A 1,187-nucleotide genomic window follows, 5' to 3' on the forward strand; every position below is an offset into this window, starting at 1 on the left:
GTCCACTTCCCCTAAAATAAGACAGCTATAATTAGATTTTCTGCCCTAAAATTTGCAGAGGTCATAATGAAAAAAGCCCGTTTTACTGAAACTCAAATCGTTAATATTTTAAAACTCGCTGATTCTGGCATGAAAGTGGAAGATATTTGCCGCCAAAATGGGATCAGCAACGCGACTTACTATAACTGGAAATCAAAGTATGGTGGCATGGAAGCTAATGATGTTAAACGATTAAAAGAGCTTGAAGATGAAAACGCGAAACTAAAAAAGCTCTTTGCGGAAGTTAGCCTTGAAAACCACGCGATGAAGGAGCTTTTCGCAAAAAAGGGTTGGTAGTGGCTGAAAAGAAATCCTGTGCTCAGTCATTAAAGGCCGCGGGTTTATCAGTCATTAGAGCGTGTAAACTAACATCGCTACCTCGCGCTTCGTTTTATCGAAAGACTCAAAATTGGCGCGAGAAAGATAGAATCGTCATCGATGCCATACAATCTGTGTTAGCGAAATCGCCACAATCGGGATTCTGGAAGTGCTATTTCCGACTGAGATTTCAAGGTTATCCTTTTAATCATAAACGAGTTTATCGTGTTTATTGTCGATTAGGATTGAATCTGAAACGACGGGTTAAAAAAGTGCTTCCGAAGCGTGAAAAAAGACCATTAGTAATTGAAAAAGTCCCGAATATTCAATGGGCATTGGATTTTATGCACGATAGTTTATATTGCGGTAAGCGCTTCAGAACTCTCAATATTATTGATGAAGGAACGCGAGAATGCTTGGCGATTGAGGTTGATACGTCATTACCGGCTGAACGTGTTATCAGGGTGCTTGAACGTTTAAAAGCCGAAAGAGGATTGCCAAAACAGATCCGAGTCGATAATGGACCTGAACTCATTTCAGTTAACTTATTGAATTATTGTGAAGATAACCAAATTTTGCTGTGCCATATTCAACCAGGAAAACCACAACAAAACGGATTTATCGAACGTTTTAATGGTTCGTTCCGTCGTGAATTTTTAAATGCGTATTTATTTGAATCGTTAAGCCAAGTTCGAGAATTGGCATGGTTTTGGCTACAAGATTATAACCAAAATCGAACTCACGAAAGTTTAAATCACCTCCCACCGGAGGCCTATCGTAAACAGTTAGAAAACTCTAATTTAATGTGTCTCAATTAATGGGGAGTGGAC

1 protein-coding gene is annotated in these 1,187 nt (G+C 39.2%); it reads left to right on the forward strand.

Features of this window, described 5'->3' with window-relative positions:
• Nucleotides 1-66 precede the first annotated feature (66 nt).
• Nucleotides 67-1,175 (forward strand): IS3 family transposase gene (locus PR809_RS20050; protein WP_241098833.1). Its coding sequence is split into 2 segments (ribosomal slippage): nt 67-319 and nt 319-1,175, totalling 1,110 coding nucleotides; the frame shifts between segments, so codons are not numbered across the junction.
• Nucleotides 1,176-1,187: the final 12 nt, after the last annotated feature.

It is taken from the genome of Providencia sp. PROV201, assembly GCF_028479545.1.
Taxonomy (GTDB): Bacteria; Pseudomonadota; Gammaproteobacteria; order Enterobacterales; family Enterobacteriaceae; genus Providencia; species Providencia huaxiensis.